We start from the raw sequence: 18,880 nt of genomic DNA, 5'->3' as shown, positions 1-18,880 counted from the left end.
AACCAAACTATGTAACGAAAAGTAAAATCTCTGTATTTGGCTCGTAGTTGCGCTTTAGCGCTAAAGCGCAACTACAAACCAGTGATGATTATTTGCGCCGACTTACTTACTTAGGAACTGTAACTATTCTCATACTCAGTCTTAAGCCATTCTCCCGTCAAAGAAGCTGCACAAAAAGAAGCTGCACAAACAGGTATAGCCGTTCCCATTCAGATGCGGTACAACATTATATCGCCAGGTGTAGGGGAATGGCAGTGCCATGCCCTTACCGATGTACCTCACTCTGCGAAAATTCCTTTGGATACTTAAAACAGTCGCTTGAATTTACTTATTAAAAAGACTGTAGAGATAAAAAATATTCCTCCTAAATAAGGGGGAATATCACTAAATGATTCACAACTGGAGTTTAAACTAAGCCAACAAAACTGACTGTGAAAGTCCAGGTAATAAAGTCGAGATCAGCACTGTTTTGAAATCTACCTAATTGGCTATAGCAGGCATTATCTAAATCCTGGTAAACTACCATATAAATGTTTGCTAACAAGTAGGATTTGTCTATAAAAATGTTTATAGATAGAATAGCAAGCTTCCGATCGCAAAAGTTCTGAAGATAACGTTTCCAAAATGATTATTTTTCATACTTTTAAAGCACTACTGACCATTGCAATAAGTACCATAAAACATATCTGGGCAGCTTAGACAGTTATTGCCTTTCCATCGCTGGGTTAAACGCGATTTTATTACTTTTTGCTTTTGTTAACAATCAACTTTTGGTCTGCATCTTCCGTTTGTAAAAGCTCTGGAATAGTAACAAAGCGATAGCCTTGCTTTCTAAAGTTGTTAATAATTTCTGGTAAAGCTTGCACAGTCTTGGAACGGTTACCACCTCCATCATGCATTAGCACAATACCACCAGGTTTTGAATCTTTAATCACGTTATCTATCAACTTTGGTACGGCTGGCTGCTTGTAGTCTGTGGAGTCAGCTGACCACATCACCACAGCATATTTTTGCCCTTTCGCATAAGCAGCTAATCCATTGTGCAGGAAGCCACCAGGCGGTCGGAACATATTTGTTTTAACACCTGTAATTTGATAAATTAGGTCTTCTGTGCGATCTATTTCAAAAGCAGCAGCTTGTGGATTCATGAAGTGATACCAGTGATGCCAAGTATGGTTGGCAATGACGTGACCTTGAGCTACAATCTGTCTTCCTAATTCTGGATAATTTTTTAGGTTCTGGCCAACGACAAAAAACGTCCCTTTGATATTATTTGATTTCAGAATATCTAGCACTTGCTCTGTGGTCTTAGGCCAAGGCCCATCATCAAAAGTCAGAGCAATTAGTTTCTCCCCCTTAGTGAGTTTTGCCGCTTCAATTATTGCCCCTTGAAAACGTGATGGTATAGCGTAGGATATTCCTTTTGTTTGTGCTTCTTGCTGCCAACTTGTAAGCATCGCCGCCTTTAATTTCTCAATCCGCTCTTGAGTTCCTACGTTTGCAGCTACATCCTTGACATTTATATTCTGTCTACTCTGAGCCTCCGAAGGATTTGGTCTTAGAAGCATCATGAAAGCAAGGCTAAAAACACCAGATAAGGCAAGTAGTGCAATTAATATTCCTTCTGGCCACAGAAACGACTTATTGTTTTCCACCTAATAACTCCTTCAAATATCGAACCATCAACCACCTTATGACGGTATGTTATAGCACATTTTTTTGAGATATTTTAGATACCAGATGCTTTCTAGTAATGTTGAAAATTGGAATTGGGACTAACGAAAATTCACAATCGAGAAGATAGACTATACAGCTTTAACTGAAATCTAGATGCTCTAGATTTGGGGAGCATCCCAAATGAGTGCTTAAATCTTTTCCCTTACCCCCAGCCCCTCTCCCATTTTTGGGAGAGGGGAGACATAATTCTAGTTCCCCGAATGCCAAATGATGGGATTCGGGGTTAGGGCTATCAAGGTTTTTGCACCTGACGGGATGCTTCCTAGATTTGGGCGATCGCTCATACAATATTTGATACTGCTTAATGTCAATCTATTTATAAAAGGCAAGGTCTGAACTTCCACATTCTTACCGCTAGCTCTCACGGATGAGCGCAATCAGATAATTAATCACACCCCAAAATCCTCTTTATCAGAGTTCTGAATTCGTTTCTGTCTTTCACTTCACCGCTAAGGCAGCATATCCTTTTAAGTTTTATAGCTTTACAAATAAGATGTAGCTCAACTCTCACGCCTACGATTTGCATTTTTCGCGGGCTGAAGTTTAGCAAAACTTTTTCAGAAGAAAGCTGTATAATTTGTAGCTGAGTAAATTATTTAATTAAATACAAAACTACTTACAAGGGGCGGGGTATCTTTTAGAAAAGAGTCTAATAAACTATTAGCTCTATTCTTGATAAGATATATTTTACTGCCTGGTGGCATTCTTTCCTTTTTAAGAAAAAATTAAATTTTTAACTTACAGAATGTTGCCTTGAACTTTCTATGAAACAGACAGACGAAAATTGATTAAATATAGTTTCTCATTGCCAAGGGGCATTTTTTCGTTAATCGAGATACTTTGAAATCATTCAACAAAAATGATTTTATCAGCAGCTTAACTCTGTTTTTGATACTGATACTTAAGCCTAAATTACTAGTAGCTTTTTGTCTGTTAATCTTCTTCTTGATAATAAGGGAGATTTATATATAATTAATAGTACAATTTAGTATATACTGTCACAGTAAAATTACGCAACTTATTCACCTCTTTATAATCAAGCTGTTAGAAATGCAATTATATAGTATCTATCTATACTAAAGCATCAGTGCAGTAGAACTAGTTGACGTAAAGGCTTTATACTTGGCTTTGAGACGCGAGCTAGTGTACCTCAGTAACTTGAAATCTGCTGTATTTAATATCTAAACCACGTCTATCTTGAAACCTATAGTTCTTCCATGATCAAAAGGATTTGCCCTGATCCCCCAACCCTGAATCCCAAATCTGGGATTCGGGGAGCCAGAATTTCAAACTCCCTCTTCCAGATTTGGGAGAGCGATTTAGGGAGAGGGTGAAAACTACGGTTCTCAACTTAGATAATATTTAGTATGGATTTATGCAGAATCCAGCTTGTTTCTTAGTATACATTTTGAGTCAAAATAATCAAGGTATTTGTTCCACTTTTTAACCTGACTAGAAACTTTTATGATTCCTCACGAAAGTGATGCAAAAGAAGATCGTGCGTCGTTAAAAGTATGGCGTGGTTGGCAAGAAAATCTGATTTTAATTGCGATCGCATTGTGTTTGGCATTTCTAATCAGGACTTTTATCGCCGAACCCCGCTATATACCTTCTGATTCGATGCTGCCTACCTTACATACAGGCGATCGCTTGGTAGTTGAAAAAATATCCTACCATTTTCACCCTCCCATAACTGGGGATATTATTGTTTTTCAGCCACCCGCAGAACTACAACATCGAGGATATCCCAAAGACCAAGCCTTCATCAAGCGGGTAATTGGCGAACCTGGTGAGGTAGTTAGTGTTGCTTCTGGAAAAGTCTATCTCAATGGTCAACCCTTAGCAGAAGACTACATCGCTGAACCCCCAAATCAGCCATATAAACCAGTGAAAGTCCCAGAAAATGAGTTTTTTGTCATGGGAGATAACCGCAACGATAGTAATGACTCTCGTTATTGGGGCTTTTTACCCAGAAAAAATGTCATTGGTCGAGCAGCGTTTCGCTTTTGGCCTCTCGATCGCATTGGGTTCATTTAAATAGTTAGGAGTTAGGAGTTAGGAGTTAGTTAGGAGTTAGGAGTTAGTTAGGAGTTAGGAGTTAGGAGTTAGGAGTTAGGGACTTCCAAATAAAAAAATACCCAAAAAACTGGCGAAAAAACTTTCTTCTCCTCATTCCTCTGTGTTCTCTGTGCCTCTGTGGTTCGTTTATTTGAGTAATTTATTTCTTGGAAGTCCCTTAGGAGTTAGGAGTTAGGAGTTAGGAGTTAGGAGTTAGGAGTTAGGAGTTTGGAGTTTGGAGTTTGGAGTTATATAGACCTAACCCCCAATGCCTTCCCTACTAGCGTTGGGAAGTAAGATTCAAAGCCTCTCTCCTTTTAGGAACGTGGATTAAATAAAATGCAAAACTTCATGAACTATCTAGCTTCCCTCTCCTTTAGAAGGAGAGGGATTGAGGGTGAGGTAAGCTAGGGACATAAATTGTATGTTATTTAATTCTTGTTCCTTAGGAGAGAGGAATGGAAGTGAGGTCATATATTGCATACAAACGAAAAGCTCTATATTTTAAAACTTCTAACTTAAAACCTCAAATAATACATCAGTTGAGCGATCGCATCACCAGTTAACTCTAACCGTCGTTGAAAATCAGCCAAGTTACGGTACAATCCCCCTGATTGCCGATTTTGCACCACTGCTTGCGCTAGAGACAAATCTATAAATGGAATTTGGGCTAAATTTTCAACTGTTGCTGTATTTGGATTGACTAAATGGATCGGACTTTCTAAAGATTCATGGTCATAATAAATAAAATTTAGCAGCGGCTTTAATGGCTCTAACCTGGGCGCTGGTATAGCCAAAGCCGCAGCGATATCTTCAATACAATAAAATTTAACACCAGAATGCGAAAGTTCTACAAGCGATCGCGCTTGGTGAATTGACAAACCTGGTAAGCGTAACCAATCATCTACAGTCGCTTGATTAGCATCAATGCGAATACCTAATTTAGCCGCTATCTGAATTTCTTCCCCAGATTGTAAACGATAGTAAGGATCGTTGAGAAGCTTGGCCCGGAGTTTTTGCAGCCTGGGGTTCAAAGGTAGCCAGTTATTCATGTTGTCGCTTACCTCAAGAAATCTGGTCTAGCAATTGGCGGCGCTTTTGCTCAAATTCATACTCTGAAATTAGCCCATCCTGGCGCAAAGCATCTAATTCACGCATTGCATCAGCGATCGCTCCTACCTGATTAATCACCTTTTGTGAGTTTCTTGGCGCTGACTTACCTAGATTAAAATTGCGATCGAAAGCTTCTTCATTTTGGGCTAAATACCAAACTCCTTCAATCGTACTAGCTACCTTGGGGATAGGCGTCCAGGAAAGCAAGATATACAAAAGACCCCATAACGGCTGTCCCAGATAGAATTTATGTAATCCTGAAATTGGTGCCAGTGTGCCAGAAAAAGCTAAAACAGCAGCAACACTTCGGCTTTTGCGCTTAGTCAACATATTTATAATAAATATACCAATACCACAGCTACGACAATCAGATAGTCAACTACCCTACCTTACCCTTGGGACTTTTAGATGGGAATTCCCAGAAATAATTTAGTTTTTGCAGAAATTTGAGTAAGTTTCACATGACTGTGTATTCAGCTTTAATGCTAATTTTAAGTTTTTAACAACTTTATTACTACTATGTCACAGACCTTCCTACCGCCAAAATGGCTTGAACAGCTTTCTGATCCTTACGCTGTACTAGGAATTTCTGTAATTGCTGACGATCGCCAGATTTTAAAACGCTATCACACTTTAGCGAAGCTGCTACATCCCGATCGCCAAGCCAAAAATTGCAATCCAGACTCAGAATTAGCAACGGCAATATTTAGCCGCTTAATCAATCCAGCTTATGAACAACTGAAGCATCCACAGAAGCGCTTGATGGCGATCGCTATGCTGCGATCGCCATCAAGCGCTTTGGAGCAGAAGCCTTTGTCTTCTCAAAGTGCCATAACTGAGAAAATTATGGAAATGTCTACACCCCAAGCAGAATTGTTTTACGAAGAAGCGATCGCCTTCTATGCACAAGATCAATACAAATCATTAAATCAGTTTTATCAGGTGACGCAACAAATTAGTATACTGAATCTAGTATATTTACGGTTGCATAAACCAGACCTCACATTAACGCAAAAAGTTGTTCGCATCCTCCCTGAGGTAGAAGTTAAGCCAGTTGAATTGACATTAGATGAACAAACTGATGTCAAACCAGCTTTGACAAACTACGCTCAACGTCACTACCAGCGAGCTATTGAGTATGTCAGGCTATCCAAGTGGCCCCTAGCCGTGCAAGAATTGCGTGATGCTATCAAATTAGAGCCAGATAACAGCGACTATTATGCCTTATTAGGTTTAGTACATCTCAAACAGAAATTTATCGGGATGGCTAAGGTTTACATCCGTCAAGCATTAAAACTGAACCCGCAAAATTCCCTAGCTTTAAAATACGCTCCCGGACTGAAAATTGAATCTTATGAAAACACCACTCCCAAATCAATGGCTAAAGCTATGAGTATTGCGGCTTTATTAAGTCGGTTTAGTCAGGGCAAAGGTTCTCAAGTCAAGTGTTGAAATTTCGGTAACAAACCGTACTAAAACCGAAGCTTTGTTACTATAATACTCTCCTAGACTAAAATAATAATAGAAGTAAAGCTATTAAGCTGCTGAGTCTAGACACTCAGTTTAATATAAGCAATATGGGATTTTTCGATTCTGAGATAATTCAGCAAGAAGCAAAACAGCTGTTTGAAGATTATCAAGCACTAATCAAGCTTGGTAATAACTACGGCAAATTTGACCGCGATGGCAAAAAGGTATTTATTGACCAAATGGAATCAATGATGGATCGGTATCGCATCTTTATGAAGCGCTTCGAGCTATCAGAAGATTTCATGGCACAAATGACAGTAGAACAACTGAAAACACAATTAGGTCAGTTCGGTGTCACCCCGCAACAAATGTTTGACCAAATGCACCTGACTTTAGAACGCATGAAAGCCGAACTAGAAAAACAAGCCTAGTCAATTTTAGATTTTGAATTTTGGATTGGCAATTAATCCAAAATCTAAAATCTAAAATCCAAAATTATTGTGACTTAGGCCGAGAAAACTGGGAAGGTGACTTAAAGTTTTCTACTGGTGTATTCTTCAGTGCCTTCTCCATAAAATCTTTCCAGATGGGAGCAACCAGAACACCACCTGTTGCATGGTCAGCTAATTGTTTGTTGTCGTCTCTCCCCACCCAGACAGCAGTTGTTAGTTGTGGCACAGTGCCAACAAACCAAATATCTTTTTCTGATGATGTTGTTCCCGTCTTCCCTGCGGCTGGGCGACCGATCGCAGCACCTTTACCTGTACCTTCAGAAATTACCGATCGCATCACATCGATAATTGCTGCTGAAGCCCAAGGATCGAGAACTAGCTGTGGTTTAGGGGTATTGTCTAGCAACACGTTACCACTACTATCGGTGACACGGGCAATTACAGTTGGTGGAGATTGCCAACCATAATTAGCAAAGGTAGCATAGGCACTAGCCATTTCCAGAGGTGTGACACCAATTGCCCCAAGTGGCAAAGAAGACACAGGTTCCATCGGACTTGTAATACCCAAGGTACGGCAAGTTTCTATCACTCTATTCATCCCTACAGCCTTACCAATCTTGATCACGGGAATGTTACGCGATTGGGCTATAGCTGTGCGAATTGGCATCGCTCCCCTAAAAGTATTATCATAATTTCTAGGAAAGTACCAACCATTACCATCTCGATAGCTAACTGGAGCATCTACTATCGTTGTGTCTGGCGCATATTTACCAGTAGCAAAAGCAGTATAGTATACAAACGGTTTAAAAGAAGATCCGGGCTGCCTCTGAGCTTGAGTTGCCCGATTAAATTCACTAGTCTTAGGATCTATACCCCCCACCAGTGCTTTGATAAAATGTGTGCGCGGATCTATTGACACCAGAGCCATTTGATTTTTAGATAATCCTTGCTCCAGGAGGGTTTTATGCCACTTAGTGACGGTTTCCTCTGCCATCATTTGGAAGTTGGCATCAACTGTAGTTTGTACCCGCATCCCGCCTTTTAGCAGTGTCTCACGCCCAAACTTTTTAGCCAACTCCTGCGCTACGGTATTGGTTACATAAGGTAGGGCGCTACCTTGAAAAGATTTGATTTTACCAAGTTTGATTTGTTGTTTGAGGGCATCGTCGTACTCTGACTGGTTGATCCAGTTCAAGTCCCGCATCCGTCCTAGCACTTCTTTTTGTTTCTGTTTTGCCTTCTCCATGCTGACAAACGGGCTGAATTCTTCAGGTGCTTGGATCAAACCCGCCATCATTGCCGACTCACCCAAGTTTAAATATTCTGCTGACTTATTAAAGTAACTGCGGGCTGCTGTTTGTACACCATAATTGTTATGACCCCAATAAACTTGATTGAGGTACATTTCTAAAATTTGGTCTTTAGTGAGAATTTGTTCTAACCGAATTGCCAGCACAGCCTCTGCTAACTTCCGGGTAAAGGCACGCTTGTGAGACAAAAATAGGTTTTTTACCAATTGCATAGTAACAGTAGAGCCACCCTCTTTGACTCCACCTGCTACAGCGTTAACTATTACAGCACGACCAACACCAGTAGGGTTGATACCGTGGTGATCGTAGAAGTGACTATCTTCACTTGCTAATACTGCCCGTTTTAAATTCGGAGAAATTCTATCCAGGGGTACGACTTCCCGGTTGGCTTCCCCGTGGATACTGGTTAAAAGTTTACCTTTAACGTCATAGATGTAAGTTGTTTCTGAGGGAAAGAAGTTACGTAGCTGTCTGACATCTGGCAAATTGCGGAAACTAATGGCTAAACCAACCAGTCCTCCGGCTACAATGGAACTTGCCAGCATGGTCATTGAGAGGAGAGTACCGCCAGTTACCTGACCGACTCCTTTCAAAAACTCAAAACCCGATGAAGCCCGACGTTGTGGCTGTTTATCTTCAAAAGTCCTAGAAGACGACACGGCGATTTCACTTCCTCACTTGTAAATTTAACTGTAATTGATTGGACGAAGCAAGGCGGTTAATTTTTTGCAATTATAGTAGTTTGGCAGATGAGAAAGCGGATAAATTGCAAGTGTTTATAACCAACTTAACCTCTAGTGAGCAAAACATAGCGAAAAGTGGATTTTCTAGTATGACGCAAGATTTAGCTTTGCTGCGTCGTGGTGTGGTAGAAGTTTTCCCACAACCAACTGATGTTAACAGTGAAACTCTAGAAAAGCGCTTGGTAACTACAAACCAACCTTTGAGGATCAAATTGGGTATTGACCCTACAGGTACTGATATTCATCTGGGTCATAGCATACCAGTACGCAAACTGCGAGCGTTTCAAGATGCAGGACATATAGCAGTTCTGATTATTGGCGATTTTACCGCACGCATTGGCGATCCGACAGGTAAATCTGAAGTGCGTCGTCAGCTACAAGAAGCAGATGTAGCCCAAAATGCTCAGACTTATCTCGACCAAGTACGTCCTATCTTGGATTTTGACACACCAGGAAGATTAGAGGTGCGTTATAACTCCGAATGGCTCTCTGGGCTAAACTTAGAGAAAATTTTGGAGTTACTCTCAACGATGACGGTGGGGCAGATGTTAGCTAAAGAAGGATTTGCCGATCGCTATAAAAAAGAGAATCCAATTTTTATCCATGAGTTCCTGTACCCGTTAATGCAAGGTTTTGATTCCGTTGCCGTTGAGGCAGATGTGGAATTGGGAGGAACCGATCAAAAATTTAACATTGCTGTGGGCAGAGATTTGCAACGCCATTTTGGTCAAAAGCCCCAATTTGGAATGCTAATGCCAATTTTGATTGGCACGGATGGGGTGCAAAAAATGTCCAAGTCTCTAGGTAATTATATTGGGTTATCAGAACATCCGGGGCAAAAATATCAGAAGTTACAAGGAGTTCCCGATAATCTGCTGAAGGAGTATTTTGAACTGCTGACAGATTTACCTTTGGATCAATTGCCAGAAAATCCGCGCGATCGCCAGACACTTTTAGCTTATGAAGTTGTCAAACAGTACCACGGCGAACAAGCAGCCCAAGAAGCTAAAGAAGCCGCCCAAAGTGGTGGAATGTTCGGTGCTGTTCCAGAATTCTCTCTAGCTGAAGTATCGCATCCGGCTAAGTTAGCGTATATTCTCAATGTCACTGGCTTATGCAAAAGTACAGGTGAAGGTAAGCGAAAAATTCAAGAAGGTGGAGTGCGCTTAGATGGCGATCGCATTACCGATGTTGATACTACTTTTGCACAAGCCGCCCAGTTACAAGGTAAGGTTTTACAAGTTGGGAAAAATAAGTTTGTCCGTTTAGTGCCTTAAATGGGGAGTAGGGAATGGGGAATAGTGAACAGGCACAACGAATTATAGTGCCTTTGGATGTGGCGGATGAACAAAGTGCGATCGCTCTTATAAATCAACTCCCGCAAGTGCTTTGGTGGAAAGTCGGCTTAGAGTTGTTTACCAGCACTGGCCCGAAAATTCTAGAGGTGCTAAAGTCCAAAGAAAAGCGCATCTTCCTAGATTTAAAGTTTCACGATATCCCGAACACAGTCGCTGGTGCAAGTCGGAGTGCCGCTCGTTATGGGGTAGATTTATTGACAATTCATGCAGCATGTGGTAAAGAAGGTCTAAAAGCTGCAACAGAAGCGGCACAAGAAGGGGCAGCCCAAGCAGGTGTAAAACCGCCTAAATTAATAGCGATTACTTTATTAACGAGTATTTCTGCTAGACAACTAGCGTTTGATTTAAAGATTCCCCTAGAGCTACCAGAATACGCCCTAGAAATGGCACTGCTGGCTCAAGAGGCGGGATTAGATGGGGCAGTTTGTTCGCCCCAAGAGGCGGCAGTGCTACGACAAACTTGTGGAGATGACTTTTTGCTAGTTTGTCCGGGGGTTAGACCAACTTGGGCTGATATTGGCGATCAAAAGCGATCGCTCACTCCAGCCCAAGCAATTATTGCTGGTGCAGATTATCTCGTGATTGGGCGTCCCATTACTACTGCTACTGAGCCGCAGTTAGCCTGGAAGAGGATTTCTGAGGAGTTAACCACGGTGGCATGAAGCTAAGACAGGACTTACACACTGAAAACCTCAAGCCTAGATCCCCCCTAACCCCCCTTTTTAAGGGGGGAACCCTAAGAGCCAGCTTTTTAAGGGGATTAAGGGATAGAGTGCAGGGTGTAGGGGAGAACAATCTTACCTCTTCGCTCAAAAAGAAAAATTATACTTGGCTTTTAGCTTGTGGCTTCTGGGTTTTGCTATCAAATAGCCTTGCTTACCCAGCTTTCTCGATAAACCTCACCCATAAACCCTCTGTGCTAGCAGAAAAAGAAAATGTCAACGGTGGGGTGAAGTCTTTGTGTTCTGAGCAAAATTTAGAAACATTAACTATACAGCTACTACAAGATTTACCTAGTTATACTAATCGCGCTAGTCAACGCGCCCGCCGCCTCAAAAGAAGCAGTGATATTTACACTTATATGCTAGTAGCAGGAAAACCTGAGTTTACTCCTCTGCCCCTAAACCTTGAAGAATATAGTGCAGACACTTCTAAAAGTTCTGCATCAGGAATTGAGCAACTTTTTTTTACTACCTTAGAGCGGCAGTACATTGGAAAGAAAGCAGTAGAATTGCAGGAATTCCACTGGCTATTGTTGACTAAAACTAAAACCGGTTGGCGTTTAGTAATGATGTTTTCTCAAATTGGTTCCTATTCAGCACAGCAGCCAATATCTCCGCCACGCGATAGTAGTAACGGCACTGTTGCCCAAGGAGTTAAAACTTGGTTACGCGATTGTCAAGCGGGAAGTGTACGTCACAATAATTCGTAATTCGTAATTCGTAATTCGTAATTACCATATAACTAAAGTCAAAGATAAGTTGGAGCGCAGGTTTCCTCGGCTCCAAACTTCGGAAGGGTTGAAACAAGTGAATTTATTAATTACGAATTAGGAACTACGAATTATTCGGTCAATAAAACCTAATTCCAAATCTTTGTAAATTAGGAGAATATTAAATAATGTCTAAAATACTTACTCAAATTATAGGACTCATATTTGATTTTTGAAATGCACGTAGGGTGTGTTAGCGTCAGCGTAACGCACCTCCCCCAAAGCTTTTGGTGCGTTACGGCTTACGCCTAACACACCCTACTAATACTTAGATTTTTTCAGAAATCAAATCGGATTCCTATAGCATTGAGCAAATTTTAGATGTGGATTATTTACCACCATTTATTTATTGATAAGATACATTACCCAGCTAGCTTGTAACAGTGTAATTACGCCTATGTCTTTAGGAAGATTTTGAGGAAAAATAGCTGATAAATAGCGAAAAAAAAGCAGACATTATTTAAAAACGAAGGCTGGCTTCAATTTAATCGTTGTGACTCCCGTTTTTTGGCGATAACATGTAAATAAGTTTAGTTTAAGCTTCTCAAACCGCGTTTGGCGTCATTTTTTTATGGAGATTCAGTTAATCAATATCGGTTTTGGTAACATCGTGTCTGCTAATCGAGTAGTTGCCATTGTCAGTCCAGAGTCTGCCCCGATTAAGCGGATTATTACCGATGCACGGGACAGAGGTCAACTAATTGATGCAACTTACGGTCGGCGGACTAGGGCTGTAATTATCACAGATTCCAGCCACGTAATTCTGTCAGCGATTCAGCCGGAAACGGTAGCGAATCGCTTTGTGATTTCCCGCGAGCATCAAACTGTAGATAATTGATTAAGAGTGGATTAACAATCTCACTTCTATTTGTACCACATCAGCAGTAGCATGTGAATTAGACCAGTTTTCTGTCACCCTTGCTATAAATTCTTTAGTCACTAGTACAGCGCCGAGGAAATAACCCACCCATTTGAAATGTCTAAAACCCTTACCGAACAGTAATTACGAATTAGGAATTACGAATTACGAATTACGTACAGCCCTTTGGGCATGAAAACCGCGCAGCGTGCCGGAGGCTCTATTACGAATTACCCAAAGCGGTACTAGTGGACTTGCCCAAAAACACAAGACTAATGAATAATATCTATTGATTGATTGATTCACAGATTGAGGGGATGATGCCAGTTTTACCCATCCACAGTATTGCTACTACCGAAGAACGCTTACATTTAGGCAGATTGATTGTCTTAACTGGCCCTAGCGGGGTCGGTAAAGGCACTTTAATGCGATCGCTCCTAAAACGTCATCCAGAATTGTATTATTCCGTATCCGTGACGACTCGTTCTCCCCGTCCCGGAGAAATCGATGGCAAAGATTATTACTTTATCAGCCGCAGTAAGTTTGAACAATTACTTGCTGAAGGTGAATTTTTGGAATGGGCAGAATTTGCTGGAAACTATTATGGCACTCCCCGTGAAGCTGTACTTAACCAAATCCATTTGGGCAAGTTGGTGGTGCTAGAAATTGAGCTAAAAGGAGCAAGACAAATTCGTGCTTCCTTCCCCAGTGCCTTCAGCATTTTTATTTTACCGCCTTCTTTTGATCAATTAGAAAAACGGATACGTGATCGCGCCCAAGATTCTGAAGAAGCGATCGCCCGTCGTCTAGTCCGCGCCCAAGAAGAAATTCAAGCCGCAGATGAATTTGATACTCAAATCGTTAATGACGATTTTGAAACTGCTTTAAATGACATTGAAACAGTTTTGTTTAAATAAGTTAAGAGTTAAGAGTTAGAAGTTAGGAATTTAAACTCCTAACTCCTAACTCCTAATTTGTAAATTAACCAAATAAACCTTGAATTACTCCCAGATTGCTAGTCAAAAAGTAAGCAACTACTGCACCACCAATACCACCAATTAAGAAAGAACTGGCAAAGTTGTTCCAGCTTTCTTTAGAGTTAAAAGCATCTACTGGAGGATTTGGTACTGTAACACTACCAAGGGCTTTGGGTGGATTGCTATTCGCATAGAGGGATAGTCCCGCCGTAAAAAGAACAATCAAACCAAAGGTTGCCAGTAAACCAGCTAAGTTTGCATTAGCTGTATCCCTTAGTGGTCCCAATTTGGCAAAGGGGCCAAATATCCAGTAACCATGAGCCATGCCAACTTCTAAACCGCGTCTAGCAGGAGCTAGTCCTGGGCGATAAGCTGGCAAGTTATTAATGAACCACTTGCTCAAGGGAGAACCATTAATCGGGGTTTCTAGATTACCCTTCTGCGGATCGCGGAATGCGGGAAAAACAACTTCCCGATTTCTGGGATCGCTAGGAAGATTCTTTGATGCATCTACTGCTTGTGCCATATTTTATGTTCGCCTCTAAATTTAAAATGGTGGCATTTTTATATTAATAATAATTGTCGCTAAAGATGTTTTTTGCGTAATAAGTTTAGAAAAATTAATTTAGCTGCTGTCAAAACTTTGAAACTCGCAAGCTGGTTTCAGGATCGCGAGTTTCAAAGAATTAATTTGTTAGTAGTTTAGTTAGTAGTTACTAGTTAATTGCCAACTAACGGCTAACAAATTTTTAAATTTTGTCTTCAACTTATGGTAGGGGGTGGAAAAGTAGGTCAGGAAACCAGTAATTAAATAAAATCAATATAACGGCTGTCAAAGACAAATTGACAAAAAGCAAAACTGGCCCCAAGGATAGATACTTTAAGAAGTATTTCTGCTGCATGAATCATTCTCCCAAATAAATCAAAAGTTGCGGTAAGGGTTAGCGTGGCGAAATCGGAATTTCTGTATCTTTAGCTGTCAATTCGCCAGAGAGAAATTCTTTTATGGCTGATACGGGCCAAGCAAAGCCCGACAGCATAATTGGCAGTGCCAAAGGAACTTCAATGATTGCTTCTCTCAATTCCACGTCGCCACCTTGTTTCTTGTTCGCTTGTATGTAGGCACGACCTACCCAGCCAATCCAACCAGCAATATATAGAAACAGAATGCTGGGGATCAAAAAGTCACCAGCATGTTTTAGACTACCATCAACAATCAAGTGAGGGTAACCCTCAGGGCCACACAGTTCTTGAGAATAACGCTCAAATCGCTTTATCCCTGATTGGGGGTCGGCGGTGGTGTTACGGGCATTAGCAGCTAGCTGTTGAAAAGCGGGATTGTCCTTGCACGGTGTCAAATTAGCCCCTAAAGCTTTTGCTGGGGAGGCAAAATTGAAGCAAAGACAAATCGCTAAAATCAAAGCAAACAATCGTCGCATACAGTTGTTTCCTTTTACTACAAAACAAAAAGTTTTATGTACAAAACGAAGCGGCTTGTACAGTTGTTTATTTGCATAACTAGGAAGTCATCATACTCTTGGGTGGGAACCGAGTAAAGTTTAAGTAAATAAAAGTTAAAGCTTCTCAACCAAGTCTTTATCGAGTGCTAAGTGGTCGATAACGATTCCTGAGTATAATAATTGTTGTTGTAGGGTAGTAAAGAAGCAAGATTTTGTCTCTACTAATCAAAACTCAGCACTGGACACCCTCAATGACAACAGTTTTAGCAATAGAAACCAGTTGTGATGAAACAGCCGTTGCAATTGTTAACAATCGCAAAGTTTGCAGCAGTATTGTCGCCTCACAAATTTCAGTCCATCAGCAGTATGGCGGGGTAGTGCCAGAAGTAGCGTCTCGTGAACACTTGGAAACGATAAATGTTGCGATCGCTCAAGCCTTAGAGCAAGCCCAGCTAGACTGGGAGAAAATTGACGCAATTGCTGCCACTTCTGCCCCTGGACTCGTAGGAGCGCTGTTGGTGGGGTTAACTGCTGCCAAAACCCTGGCGATGGTACACAACAAACCATTTTTGGGAGTTCATCACCTTGAAGGTCACATTTACGCAACTTATTTGAGCGAACCAAGTTTAAATCCCCCTTTCTTGAGTTTATTAGTTTCTGGCGGACATACAAGCTTGATTTATGTCAAAGATTGTGGTATTTATGAAACGCTGGGACAAACTCGTGATGATGCAGCGGGTGAAGCCTTTGATAAAGTGGCGCGATTGTTAAAGTTGGGTTATCCGGGTGGGCCAATAATTGACAAGTTGGCACAACAGGGAAATCCCCAAGCCTTTGCTCTACCAGAAGGAAAAGTTTCTTTACCTGGTGGGGGGTTCCATCGTTATGATGCGAGTTTTAGCGGGTTAAAAACGGCTGTATTGCGTTTAGTGCAGCAGTTAGAAAAAGATGGTGGAAAAGTGCCAGTGGCAGATGTAGCAGCTAGCTTTCAGGAAACCGTCGCGCGATCGCTAACCAAAAGAGCGATCGCCTGTGCCTTAGACTATGGTCTAGACACAATTGCAATTGGTGGCGGTGTAGCAGCGAATAGCGGCTTGAGAAAAAACCTCCAAGCCGCCGCCATTGAACATAACCTACGCGTCCTATTCCCGCCTCTAAAATTCTGTACCGATAACGCCGCCATGATCGGCTGTGCCGCCACCGAACATCTATCTCGTGGTCATACATCCCCCCTCACACTAGGCGTTGAGTCTAGGTTAGCCCTTACCCAGGTGATGAAGTTGTATCAACCTCTTGAGTAGTCATTGGTCATTTGTCAGGAGAAAAGAACTTTCTGTTTGCTCCAATGACTAATGACTATTGACTATTGACTATTGACTATTGACTATTGACTATTGACTATTGACTATTGACTATTGACTATTGACTATTGACTATTGACTATTGACTATTGATCGGATGTGAGCAGCCACTGCATCCGGCTGTTCCAACATAGCCAGGTGTCCGCAATCAGGAATTTCCAGAACATTGTCACCACAATATTGGAACAGTCTGTGAAAGCTAGCTAAATGGCGTACATACTTAGGTTCCATAACCTTATCTTCGGCACCAGCTAAAAAATAAACTGGCTGCTTCAATTGGGATACTAATTCAGGTAAACGATTGATTTCCTCTTCGGTTGTAGAGTCTAACAGACTACCCAGAGCCGCTTCTGGGTCAGCCACAACGAAATCAATCAACCTCTGACGGGCCCAATAGCGCTCCAAAGGATGTGCCACACTGGCTCTGGTAAACAGCAAATCAATCAAAGGTACTTGGGACAGCCAGCGCGGGCGGACTTGCAAAAATTTTTGACCCGCCGAGCGAAACTGTTCAAAGGCTTCTTTGAGGTAAATACCACCGCCAGCGTTGATACAGATCACTCCCTTAACACACTCAGGTATTTGATCTGCTCCCCAAAGAGCGATCGTGCCACCCAAAGAGTGACCAATCAGCCAAGCACTGTTAATATTAAGCTGTTTCAGGAGAATTCCTAAATCCTGAGCATACGCAGCCGGAGTATAAAGAGAATCGATAGTTGAGCCAAGCGTACTACTGGAGATGGGCATCAGACTCAAAGACGTATCTGCCCGACTAAAATCGGTTTTTACCTGAGACTGGGATTCACCAAAACCCCGCAAATCATAGGAAAGGCACTGCAAATCATCTGATAGGCGGGAAATCACAGGTTGCCAATATCCACGGCTATTGAGCCAACCGTGGATAAATACTAAAGCATGGGGGCAGGAAGTGGGAGCCGTTAGCTCGTATGCGTGTGGAACGCCCAAGATTTCGATAGTTGCCATACTTATATCGTACCCCGAAGGGCGGATGCGACTAAATACGGAGTGCGAAGAGTTAAAAGTGAGGAGTTGGGAGTGAGGAGTTGGGAGTTAGGAGTTAGGAGTTAGGAGTTAGGAGTTGGGAATTGAAAGTTAGGAATTGAAAGTTGGGAATTAGGAGTTAAGTAGGTAAGCAAGATAAAACCAAACTATGTAACGAAAAGTAAAATCTCTGTATTTAGCTCGTAGTTGCGCTTTAGCGCTAAAGCGCAACTACGAGCTAGTGATGATTATTTGCGCCCACTTGCTTAGGAGTGAAGAATTTTTAACTCCAAACTCCAAACTCCTAACTCCAAACTCCTAACTCCTAACTCCAAACTCCTAACTCCTAACTCCTAACTCCTAACTTTTTCATTTATCCAGCAACCTCTGTCGGACCCCTTCAGCAATTTTGTGACCCAGATATTCGGGGATAAGACTTTCATTAGGCCCCAACAAGTAGAGAATTAGCCGTGTACGTCCGCGCCAAACCAGTAAATTTGCATTGACTACCAGCAGGTCTTCCTGCCAAATGGCGTACATCACTTTGTAGAATAATCCTGGTTGATTATCGGCTTCAATCATTAAAGCAGGAAGATGAAAGACCGGATCGACATAGAACTCAGTTTGTACCTGCTCTAAGCCAGTGTCAAGATTGAATTCTACTGCCAGCATCTCTTCTACCTCAAACCGACCTCCTAAAGCTTCACGAATCGCACGACAGACATTTTCTGCGGTTTTCTCGGTCAAGGCTTTACTACCACGAGATACCAACAGTTTGATAAAAACTAACATTGGCGGACGGATCTGACCATATAGACTCAGACCGTGAATAGTCAACCCATAAGCTGCTAGTACACCAAAAATATCGCTGAGAAGAAAAGACTGGTTGCGGTAAGCAAAATGCAAGGCACTTTTGCTACCTTCAGGTTTTAGCTCAATAACAGCGCGTCTAGTTTTATAGAGACGGTAGGCTAACCGCAAATTTTGCAGCTGAATCTCACTGCTGACGAATTGCTCATAAAACTGAGGAAACGCTCGGTTAAAGCGTTTTAGGAGTTCCAGTGTCGAAGATTTTAAACCAGAAGCCATTGTTAAGGGTAAGACTCGCTTGCTTTCATCACTTGGGGACTAGGGGCTGAATGTTGGAGACTAGAGACTGGGGAAGAATTTTCTCAAATATCTTCTCATATATATAATTCACTCTTAAGCTAACGTGCATTTAAGCTCTATAGGAGCAATTGCCAGGATTAGGTTTTTCCATTTTGAATTTTGAACTACAGCAGTTTGCTTTTTAAGTGAGGTACAAAATCCAAAACTCACGCATCAGATGATATAGATATATAAAAAGTTTCCGCCTCCTGCCTCCTGCCTCAAAACCCGCAGTACTTTATGCCAGGACTTACGCAACTGTCACAAGCAATGGCGCGGTTACACCGCGCCGTGCGCCTAAACAACTACGCGATAAACATAGGAACAGCCGGACGTTTT

General features: G+C 41.7%; 18 protein-coding genes. 9 read left to right on the top strand and 9 right to left on the bottom strand.

Annotated elements, in window-relative coordinates; genetic code table 11:
• Positions 1-740: 740 nt before the first annotated feature.
• Positions 741-1,655, bottom strand: coding sequence for a polysaccharide deacetylase family protein (locus V7K73_RS09965; protein ID WP_334879462.1), 915 nt, complete (start codon positions 1,653-1,655; stop codon positions 741-743).
• A 1,546-nt stretch (positions 1,656-3,201) separates the two neighbouring features.
• Between V7K73_RS09965 and lepB the strand changes: the two genes are divergently transcribed.
• Positions 3,202-3,774: a signal peptidase I gene (lepB, locus tag V7K73_RS09960; protein WP_334879460.1), complete on the top strand. Its 573-nt coding sequence runs from the start codon at positions 3,202-3,204 to the stop codon at positions 3,772-3,774.
• 539 nt (positions 3,775-4,313) lie between these two features.
• Here lepB and V7K73_RS09955 read toward each other — a convergent pair.
• Positions 4,314-4,847, bottom strand: a complete 534-nt coding sequence (locus tag V7K73_RS09955; protein WP_334879458.1) for a ComEA family DNA-binding protein — start codon at positions 4,845-4,847, stop codon at positions 4,314-4,316.
• A 13-nt stretch (positions 4,848-4,860) separates the two neighbouring features.
• Complete coding sequence (locus V7K73_RS09950) at positions 4,861-5,238, bottom strand: NINE protein (protein ID WP_334879456.1); 378 nt, start codon at positions 5,236-5,238, stop codon at positions 4,861-4,863.
• Between the two features lie 189 nt (positions 5,239-5,427).
• Here V7K73_RS09950 and V7K73_RS09945 point away from each other — a divergent pair, with 189 nt between their 5' ends.
• The gene (locus V7K73_RS09945) at positions 5,428-6,360 is read left to right on the top strand and encodes a J domain-containing protein (protein ID WP_334879454.1); all 933 of its coding nucleotides are present in this window, start codon (positions 5,428-5,430) and stop codon (positions 6,358-6,360) included.
• Positions 6,361-6,485: 125 nt separating this feature from the next.
• Positions 6,486-6,809, top strand: a complete 324-nt coding sequence (locus V7K73_RS09940) for a DUF1825 family protein (protein WP_334879452.1) — start codon at positions 6,486-6,488, stop codon at positions 6,807-6,809.
• 64 nt (positions 6,810-6,873) lie between these two features.
• Here V7K73_RS09940 and V7K73_RS09935 read toward each other — a convergent pair whose 3' ends face one another.
• On the bottom strand, positions 6,874-8,799 hold the full coding sequence (locus V7K73_RS09935; RefSeq protein WP_334879450.1) for a transglycosylase domain-containing protein: 1,926 nt from the start codon (positions 8,797-8,799) through the stop codon (positions 6,874-6,876).
• Positions 8,800-8,972: 173 nt separating this feature from the next.
• Between V7K73_RS09935 and tyrS the strand changes: the two genes are divergently transcribed.
• From tyrS to gmk, 5 genes are all read left to right on the top strand, one after another.
• Positions 8,973-10,160 (top strand): tyrosine--tRNA ligase, encoded by a 1,188-nt coding sequence (gene tyrS, locus V7K73_RS09930; RefSeq protein ID WP_334879448.1) that lies wholly within the window; start codon positions 8,973-8,975, stop codon positions 10,158-10,160.
• Between the two features lie 14 nt (positions 10,161-10,174).
• Positions 10,175-10,903 carry an orotidine-5'-phosphate decarboxylase gene (gene pyrF, locus V7K73_RS09925; protein ID WP_334879446.1) on the top strand — a complete coding sequence of 243 codons (729 nt, stop codon included), beginning with the start codon at positions 10,175-10,177 and terminating at the stop codon, positions 10,901-10,903.
• A 110-nt stretch (positions 10,904-11,013) separates the two neighbouring features.
• Positions 11,014-11,673 carry a hypothetical protein gene (locus tag V7K73_RS09920; RefSeq protein WP_334879445.1) on the top strand — a complete coding sequence of 220 codons (660 nt, stop codon included), beginning with the start codon at positions 11,014-11,016 and terminating at the stop codon, positions 11,671-11,673.
• Positions 11,674-12,304: 631 nt separating this feature from the next.
• A complete protein-coding gene (gene remA / locus V7K73_RS09915; protein ID WP_100899850.1) occupies positions 12,305-12,571 on the top strand; it encodes an extracellular matrix/biofilm regulator RemA in 267 nt (88 codons plus the stop codon).
• Positions 12,572-12,909: 338 nt separating this feature from the next.
• Positions 12,910-13,509, top strand: a complete 600-nt coding sequence (gene gmk / locus V7K73_RS09910; protein WP_334879464.1) for a guanylate kinase — start codon at positions 12,910-12,912, stop codon at positions 13,507-13,509.
• Positions 13,510-13,573: 64 nt separating this feature from the next.
• On the opposite strand, the gene V7K73_RS09905 is transcribed toward gmk, so the two are convergent.
• The 3 genes from V7K73_RS09905 to V7K73_RS09895 all read right to left on the bottom strand — a co-directional run bounded on the left by V7K73_RS09905 (position 13,574) and on the right by V7K73_RS09895 (position 15,008).
• A complete protein-coding gene (locus V7K73_RS09905; protein WP_334879443.1) occupies positions 13,574-14,095 on the bottom strand; it encodes a photosystem I reaction center protein subunit XI in 522 nt (173 codons plus the stop codon).
• Positions 14,096-14,336: 241 nt separating this feature from the next.
• Entirely contained in the window at positions 14,337-14,471 is a 135-nt protein-coding gene (locus V7K73_RS09900) for a Photosystem I reaction center subunit IX (protein WP_334879441.1), read from the bottom strand.
• 39 nt (positions 14,472-14,510) lie between these two features.
• Positions 14,511-15,008 (bottom strand): Photosystem I reaction center subunit III, encoded by a 498-nt coding sequence (locus tag V7K73_RS09895; RefSeq protein WP_334879439.1) that lies wholly within the window; start codon positions 15,006-15,008, stop codon positions 14,511-14,513.
• Between the two features lie 272 nt (positions 15,009-15,280).
• Here V7K73_RS09895 and tsaD point away from each other — a divergent pair, with 272 nt between their 5' ends.
• A complete protein-coding gene (gene tsaD / locus V7K73_RS09890) occupies positions 15,281-16,330 on the top strand; it encodes a tRNA (adenosine(37)-N6)-threonylcarbamoyltransferase complex transferase subunit TsaD (RefSeq protein ID WP_334879437.1) in 1,050 nt (349 codons plus the stop codon).
• Between the two features lie 132 nt (positions 16,331-16,462).
• Here the strand turns inward: tsaD and V7K73_RS09885 are convergent, their stop codons facing one another.
• The gene (locus V7K73_RS09885) at positions 16,463-17,374 is read right to left on the bottom strand and encodes an alpha/beta fold hydrolase (RefSeq protein WP_334879435.1); all 912 of its coding nucleotides are present in this window, start codon (positions 17,372-17,374) and stop codon (positions 16,463-16,465) included.
• Between the two features lie 387 nt (positions 17,375-17,761).
• On the bottom strand, positions 17,762-18,481 hold the full coding sequence (locus tag V7K73_RS09880) for a hypothetical protein (protein ID WP_100899857.1): 720 nt from the start codon (positions 18,479-18,481) through the stop codon (positions 17,762-17,764).
• Between the last annotated feature and the right edge of the window lie 399 nt (positions 18,482-18,880).

It is taken from the genome of Nostoc sp. (genome assembly GCF_036916975.1).
Taxonomy (GTDB): Bacteria; Cyanobacteriota; Cyanobacteriia; order Cyanobacteriales; family Nostocaceae; genus Nostoc.
Note: the sequence above shows the minus strand (reverse complement) of the source record. Positions and strands in the feature narration are given on the sequence as shown.

Excerpts from the sequence above, each read along its gene's own strand:
- lepB (WP_334879460.1), top strand. The coding sequence starts at position 3,202 with ATGATTCCTCACGAAAGTGATGCAAAAGAAGATCGTGCGTCGTTAAAA.
- V7K73_RS09955 (WP_334879458.1), bottom strand. The coding sequence starts at position 4,847 with ATGAATAACTGGCTACCTTTGAACCCCAGGCTGCAAAAACTCCGGGCC.
- V7K73_RS09950 (WP_334879456.1), bottom strand. The coding sequence starts at position 5,238 with ATGTTGACTAAGCGCAAAAGCCGAAGTGTTGCTGCTGTTTTAGCTTTT.
- V7K73_RS09945 (WP_334879454.1), top strand. The coding sequence starts at position 5,428 with ATGTCACAGACCTTCCTACCGCCAAAATGGCTTGAACAGCTTTCTGAT.
- V7K73_RS09940 (WP_334879452.1), top strand. The coding sequence starts at position 6,486 with ATGGGATTTTTCGATTCTGAGATAATTCAGCAAGAAGCAAAACAGCTG.
- tyrS (WP_334879448.1), top strand. The coding sequence starts at position 8,973 with ATGACGCAAGATTTAGCTTTGCTGCGTCGTGGTGTGGTAGAAGTTTTC.
- pyrF (WP_334879446.1), top strand. The coding sequence starts at position 10,175 with ATGGGGAATAGTGAACAGGCACAACGAATTATAGTGCCTTTGGATGTG.
- remA (WP_100899850.1), top strand. The coding sequence starts at position 12,305 with ATGGAGATTCAGTTAATCAATATCGGTTTTGGTAACATCGTGTCTGCT.
- gmk (WP_334879464.1), top strand. The coding sequence starts at position 12,910 with ATGATGCCAGTTTTACCCATCCACAGTATTGCTACTACCGAAGAACGC.
- V7K73_RS09905 (WP_334879443.1), bottom strand. The coding sequence starts at position 14,095 with ATGGCACAAGCAGTAGATGCATCAAAGAATCTTCCTAGCGATCCCAGA.
- V7K73_RS09900 (WP_334879441.1), bottom strand. The coding sequence starts at position 14,471 with ATGCAGCAGAAATACTTCTTAAAGTATCTATCCTTGGGGCCAGTTTTG.
- V7K73_RS09895 (WP_334879439.1), bottom strand. The coding sequence starts at position 15,008 with ATGCGACGATTGTTTGCTTTGATTTTAGCGATTTGTCTTTGCTTCAAT.
- tsaD (WP_334879437.1), top strand. The coding sequence starts at position 15,281 with ATGACAACAGTTTTAGCAATAGAAACCAGTTGTGATGAAACAGCCGTT.
- V7K73_RS09885 (WP_334879435.1), bottom strand. The coding sequence starts at position 17,374 with ATGGCAACTATCGAAATCTTGGGCGTTCCACACGCATACGAGCTAACG.
- V7K73_RS09880 (WP_100899857.1), bottom strand. The coding sequence starts at position 18,481 with ATGGCTTCTGGTTTAAAATCTTCGACACTGGAACTCCTAAAACGCTTT.